Source organism: Kineococcus indalonis (genome assembly GCF_009906395.1).
Classification (GTDB): Bacteria; Actinomycetota; Actinomycetes; order Actinomycetales; family Kineococcaceae; genus Kineococcus; species Kineococcus indalonis.
The window spans coordinates 1-6,145 of record NZ_JAAALM010000224.1 but is presented as its reverse complement, the minus strand read 5'-3'; the positions used below and the strand labels follow the sequence as shown (position 1 = coordinate 6,145).

Here is a 6,145-nt window from a genome sequence, read left to right as displayed (position 1 = left end):
GGCGGGGCGGGCGGTCAGCCCAGCCAGCGCTGCGCGGCCTCCAGCGCCCAGTACGTCAGCAGCACCTGCGCACCGCCGCGGCGCAGCGCCAGCAGCGACTCCAGCGCCACCCGCTCGCGGTCCACGGCACCGGCCTGCGCGGCGAACTCCACCATCGCGTACTCGCCGGAGACCTGGTAGCTGGCCACCGGCACGTCGGCGACGTCGGCCACCGCGCGCAGCACGTCCAGGTACGGCAGGCCCGGCTTGACCATCACCATGTCCGCGCCCTCGGCCAGGTCCAGGCGCAGCTCGCGCAGCGCCTCGGCGACACCGGCCGCCGGGTCCTGCTGGTAGGTGCGCCGGTCCCCCGTCAGCTGCGAGTCCACGGCCTCGCGGAACGGGCCGTAGAAGGCGCTGGCGTACTTCACCGCGTACGCCAGCATCGCCACGTCGTCGCGGCCCGCGTCGTCCAGCACCGCGCGCAGGTGCCCGATCTGGCCGTCCATCATCCCGCTGGGGCCCAGCAGGTGCGCGCCCGCCGCCGCCTGCGCCAGCGCCATCGAGGCGTACCGCTCCAGCGTGGCGTCGTTGTCCACCCGGCCCCGGGTGTCCAGCACGCCGCAGTGGCCGTGGTCGGTGAACTCGTCCAGGCACAGGTCCGCCATGACGACGAGGTCGTCGCCGACGGCCTCGCGCACGTCCGACAGCGCCACGTTGAGGATGCCGTCGGGGTCGTCGGCGCCCGAGCCCACCGCGTCGCGCCGCTCGGGCACGCCGAAGAGCATCAGCCCGCCCAGGCCCGCGGCCACCGCCTCCCTGGCGGTGGCCACCAGCGAGGCGCGGGTGTGCTGCACCACGCCCGGCAGGGTGCGCACCGGGTGCGGCTCGTCCAGGCCCTCGCGCACGAACACCGGCAGCACCAGGTCCGCCGGGTGCAGGCGCACGTCCGTCACCAGCCGGCGCACCGCCGGCGTGGCGCGCAGCCGGCGCGGGCGCACCGGCAGCGCCGGCACCGCGCGCCGGGTCGGGCCCAGCGCGCTCACCGGGCCCGCCGGCGCGCCGAGGTCTTCCTCTGGCTCGGGCGCAGCACCGGCTCGCCGGCCTCGGCGGCCTCCGCCCGCAGGCCCTCGCCGTACGCGGCCAGCGCCTCCACCAGCGAGGCGGCGTTCGGCTCCGCGGCCAGCACGTCCACCCGCAGGCCGTGCTCCTCGGCGGTCTTGGCCGTGGCCGGCCCGATGCACGCCACCACCGTGGACGGGTGCGGCTTGCCGGCGATGCCCACGAGGTTGCGCACCGTGGAGCTGGAGGTGAACACCACCGCGTCGAACGCGCCCGTCTTGATGGCCTCGCGCACCGGCGCGGCCGGCGGCGCCGCGCGCACCGTGCGGTACGCGGTGACGTCGTCGACCTCCCAGCCGTTCTCCTGCAGGCCCGCCACCAGGGTGTCGGTGGCGATGTCCGCGCGCGGCAGGAACACCCGGTCGATGGGGTCCAGCACCTCGTCGTAGGGCGGCCACACCGCCAGCAGGCCCGTGGCGGACTGCTCGCCCTCGGGCACCAGGTCCGGCTCGATGCCCCACTCGCGCAGCGCGTCGGCCGTCACCCCGCCCACCGCGGCGACCTTCAGGCCGCTGAACGCGCGCGCGTCCAGGCCGTACTCGGAGAACTTCTCGCGCACCGCCTTCACCGCGTTGACGGAGGTGAAGCCGATCCACTCGTAGCGGCCGGTCACCAGGCCCTTGACGGCCTTCTCCATCTGCTGCGGCGTGCGCGGCGGCTCCACCGAGATCGTCGGCACGACCTCCGCGGTGGCCCCGTGCTCGGCCAGGCGCGCGGTGAGCGAACCGGCCTGCTCCTTGGTGCGCGGCACCAGCACCCGCCAGCCGAACAGCGGCTTCGTCTCGTACCAGGACGCCTGCTCGCGCAGGCTCACCACGTCCCCGACCACCGCGGTCGTCGGGGAGCCGTCGATCGCGGTGGCGATCGGCTCCAGCTCCCCCAGCGTCGTCGTGGTCGTGGACTGCGTGGTGGTCGTGCCGTGCGAGGTCAGCGCCACCGGCGTGGAGGCGGCCCGGCCGGCGGCCAGCAGGCCCACCGCCGCGGCGGCGATGTCGTCGCCGGTGCCCAGCACCACCACGGTGGTGTCGGTGCCCGCGTGCCGCGACCAGTCCACCGAGCGGCCCGCCGGGTGCACCACGTTCACGCTCGTCGTGCTCGCCGTGGTCATCGGCACGCCCGCGTACGCCGGCACCGCGCTCACCGCGGACACCCCCGGCACCACGTCGAAGCCGACGCCCGCCTTGCGGCACGCGGCGATCTCCTCCACCAGGCCGCTGAACGTGGAGGGGTCGCCGTCCATCAGGCGCACCACGCGCCCGCCGGTCTTCGCCGCCTTCACCACCACGCGGGCGCGCGCGGCGCGCGTGGTCGGCTCGCCGTCCTCGCCGAACGCGGCGTCGAGCACCTGCACGCCGGGACGGCCGTGGCGGGCCACGACGTCCTCGCGGCTGCCGGCGTCGAGCACCACCACGTCGGCGGCGCCCAGCAGCTCCACCGCCCGCAGCGTCAGCAGGCCCGGGTCGCCGGGGCCCGCGCCCACGAACGACACGTGCCCCAGCCGGCGGGCCGCCCCGGAGGCCGAGGCCCCCTCGGCGGAGCCCGCCGGGGCCGCCGGCGCGGAGCGCCGCGGGCGCGCGGGGGCGTGCTCGGTCAGGACCGCCACCTCGCCGCCCACGGCCAGCGCGTCGGGCGCCTGCGAGGTCTCGGCGGCCTCGGCGGCCTCGAGGACCGGGCTGTTCGTCGTCGTGCTCACGAGCCACTCTCCGGGTCGGGACGTGGACCGGCCGTGGCTCGGTCCGGGGTGTGCTCCAGCGCGCCGCCGCCGACGGCGGCGGGAGGTCGTGCGGTGCCCGCGGCGGCGGGCACCGCGAGCGGTTCCAGGGCGTCGGCGGCGCCCGCCAGCGGACCGGCGAGCAGCTCCGCGGCCGTGCGCGCCCCCAGCGCGCGGGCCGCGGCGGGGTCGGCGGCCGGGCCGTCGGCGGTGCGGCGCACCAGCCCGTCGGGGCCCTGCACCGCCAGGGACAGGTGCAGCGCGCCGCCCTGCAGGCGGGCGTGCGCGCCCACCGGCGCCGAGCAGCCGGCCTCCAGGCTCGCCAGCAGCTGGCGCTCGGCCAGCACCGCCAGGCGGTCCGCCGGGGAGTCCAGCGCGGCCAGCGCCGCGACGACCTCGGCGTCCTCGGCGCGGCACTCCACGGCCAGCGCGCCCTGCCCGGGCGCCGGCACGAACGCCGCGGCGTCGAGCACCTCGGTGGCCTCGCCCAGGCGCCCCAGGCGGGACAGGCCCGCCGCTGCCAGCACCACGGCGTCCAGCTCGCCGGAGGACACCATCCGCAGGCGGGTGCCGACGTTGCCGCGCACCGGCACGACCTCCAGGTCGGGGCGGGCGTCCAGCAGCAGCGCGCGCCGGCGCGGGGAGCCGGTGCCCACGCGCGCGCCCGCGGGCAGCTGCGCCAGGGTGCGCCCGCCCGCGGCGACCAGCACGTCGCGCGGGTCCTCCCGCCGCGGCACCGCCGCCAGGGCCAGGCCCTCGGCGGGGGCCGTGGGCAGGTCCTTCAGCGAGTGCACCGCCAGGTCCACCTCGCCGGCCAGCAGCGCCTCGCGCAGCGCGGAGACGAACACGCCGGTGCCGCCGATGACGGCCAGCGGCGCGCGGTCCACGTCGCCGTGCGTGGTGATCTCCACCAGCTCCACCTCGGCGCCGCGCGCGCGCAGCGCGTCGGCGACCCAGCCGCTCTGGGTGGTGGCCAGGGCGCTGCGCCGGGTGCCCAGGCGCAGCGGACGCGTCACGACACCCTCCCCACGGCCTCCGCGACGGTGCCCGACAGCGGCGCCTCGCCCACGCGCTGGCCCGTGCCCGCCGCCCCGGCGACCTCCAGGTCGAACAGGGCGCGCAGCGCGGCGGCGTAGCCGGCCCCGCCGGGGGCCTCGGCCAGCTCCTTCACCCGCACCGTGGGGGTGTGCAGCAGCTTCTCCACGATGCGGTGCACGGCGCGGTCCACCTCGGCGCGCGCGGCGTCGTCCAGCTCCACGCGCCCGGCCAGGCGGCGCATCTCGGTGTCCACCACGTGCCGGGCCTGCGCCCGCAGCGCCACCACGGTCGGGGCGACGTCGGCCACCCGCAGCGAGGCCGCGTACGCCGCGACCTCCTCGGTGACGATGGTGCGCACCGCGCGCAGGTCGTCGGCCACGGCCGTGCCCGCCAGGTCCGCGCCCAGGCCCTCCAGGTCCACCAGGTGCGCGCCCGGCAGCGTGGCCACGTCCGGGTCGATGTCGCGCGGCAGCGCCAGGTCGGCCAGGAACAGCGGGCGCTGCGGGCGGTCCAGCAGGGCGCTGGCCACGACCGCCACGTCCAGCACGTGCCCCACGGCGCCGGTGCAGCTGACGACGAGGTCCGCGGCGGCGACCTCCGCGCGCAGCGCGTCCAGGCCCGCGGCGCGCCCGCCCACCGCGGCCGCCAGGCGCTGCGCGCGCTCGGGGGTGCGGTTGGCGACCACGACCTCCACGCCGGCGCGGCCCAGCGTGGTGGCCACCAGCGCGCTCATCGCGCCCGCGCCCACCACCACGGCCCGCCGGCCCGCCACCGGCCCGACGACCTGCTCGGCGCGGGCCAGGGAGGCGTCCACCAGGGAGGCGCCCGCGGAGTCCAGGGACGTCTCGGAGTGGGCGCGCTTGCCCACCCGCAGCGCCGTCTGCAGCAGGCGGTCCAGGGCGCCGCCGCCGCGGTCGGTCTCGTGCAGGTCGCGCAGCGCGCCGCGCAGCTGGCCGAGGATCTGCGCCTCGCCCACCGCCATCGAGTCCAGCCCGCACGCCACCCGGAACAGGTGCTCCACGCCGGCGTCCTCGTAGTGCACGTACAGCTGGTCGCCCAGCTCGTCCAGGGGCACGCCGATGCGCCGCGCCAGCGCCTCGCCCACCGCGGCCACCGCGCCGTGGAAGCGCGTGACGTCGCAGTAGACCTCCACCCGGTTGCAGGTGGACAGCACGAACGCCTCCTCCACGTGCGGGGAGGCGGTCAGCTCGGACACGGCGCGGGACGCGGCGGCGGCGTCGAACGAGGCGCGCTCGAGCACCTCCAGCGCGGCGGTGCGGTGGGACAGGCCCACGACCATCAGGGTCACTCAGACCACCTCCTCGACGCGGCGCAGCGCGTGCGGCAGCAGCGGGCCGGCGCTGGCGCCGGTGGCGCCGCGCGCGGGAGCGGCGGCGCCGGGAGCGGGGGCGGCGGCGGCCGGGGCCGCGCGGCGCTGGGCGTGGAAGGCGAGGATCTGGAGCTCCGAGGCGAGGTCGACCTTGCGCACGTCCACCCCGTCGGGGACGCGCAGCACGGTCGGGGCGAAGTTGAGGACGCTGCGGGTGCCGGCCGCCACGAGGCGGTCGCACACCGCCTGCGCGTGCTGGGCGGGCACCGCCAGCACGGCGATCGCGGACCCGGGCCCGCCGACGACCTCGGCGAGCTCGTCGAGCGGGCGCACGCGCAGGCCGACGACGACCTGCCCGACCACCGCGGGGTCGTCGTCGAAGAGCCCGACGACGGTGAAGCCGCGCGAGGCGAAGCCGCTGTACCCGGCCAGGGCGTGGCCGAGGTTGCCCACGCCCACGATGACGACCCGCCAGCTGCCCGCCTGCCCGAGGCGGTCGGCGATGTGCCGCTGCAGCTCGGCGACGTCGTAGCCGACGCCGCGGGTGCCGTAGCTGCCCAGGTGCGAGAGGTCCTTGCGCAGCTTGGCCGAGCCGACGCCGGCGGCCTCGGCCAGCGCCTCGGAGGACACCGTGCGCGAGCCGGCCTCGGCCAGCGCGGTCAGCGCGCGCAGGTACTGCGGCAGCCGCGCCACCGTGGCCTCGGGGACCACCGCCGCACCACCGAGGTGGCGGCCGGCGCCCTCGGCGGCGTGCGCGCCGTCGCGGCGCGCGCTGCTCACGTCGTCCTCGTCCACTGCGGTCAGACCCGGCACCCTCGTACGTGCTCGCCGGCGTGGTCCGCCGGCCGCTTCACCGGCCCTGCCGGGCCGGGGCGCCGTCCCAGCGGTGCCCCCAGCAGACTAGGCGTTTGTGAACGCGCGCACAAAGTCGTGCGGGTGTCTGTCCCGCCACACCGCCCCCCGGC

5 protein-coding genes are annotated in these 6,145 nt (G+C 78.2%); all 5 read right to left on the bottom strand.

What is annotated here, in order from left to right:
• Positions 1-14: 14 nt before the first annotated feature.
• The 5 genes from hemB to GTR00_RS11990 all read right to left on the bottom strand — a co-directional run bounded on the left by hemB (position 15) and on the right by GTR00_RS11990 (position 5,891).
• Positions 15-1,025 carry a porphobilinogen synthase gene (gene hemB, locus GTR00_RS12010; protein ID WP_166611856.1) on the bottom strand — a complete coding sequence of 337 codons (1,011 nt, stop codon included), beginning with the start codon at positions 1,023-1,025 and terminating at the stop codon, positions 15-17.
• The gene (locus tag GTR00_RS12005; RefSeq protein WP_407659682.1) at positions 1,022-2,590 is read right to left on the bottom strand and encodes a bifunctional uroporphyrinogen-III C-methyltransferase/uroporphyrinogen-III synthase; all 1,569 of its coding nucleotides are present in this window, start codon (positions 2,588-2,590) and stop codon (positions 1,022-1,024) included. Before GTR00_RS12005 ends, hemB begins: the two co-directional genes overlap by 4 nt.
• Before the next feature lie 200 nt (positions 2,591-2,790).
• Positions 2,791-3,828, bottom strand: a complete 1,038-nt coding sequence (hemC, locus tag GTR00_RS12000; protein WP_166611855.1) for a hydroxymethylbilane synthase — start codon at positions 3,826-3,828, stop codon at positions 2,791-2,793.
• A complete protein-coding gene (locus tag GTR00_RS11995; RefSeq protein ID WP_166611854.1) occupies positions 3,825-5,159 on the bottom strand; it encodes a glutamyl-tRNA reductase in 1,335 nt (444 codons plus the stop codon). Before GTR00_RS11995 ends, hemC begins: the two co-directional genes overlap by 4 nt.
• Positions 5,160-5,891, bottom strand: coding sequence for a redox-sensing transcriptional repressor Rex (locus GTR00_RS11990; RefSeq protein ID WP_166611857.1), 732 nt, complete (start codon positions 5,889-5,891; stop codon positions 5,160-5,162).
• Between the last annotated feature and the right edge of the window lie 254 nt (positions 5,892-6,145).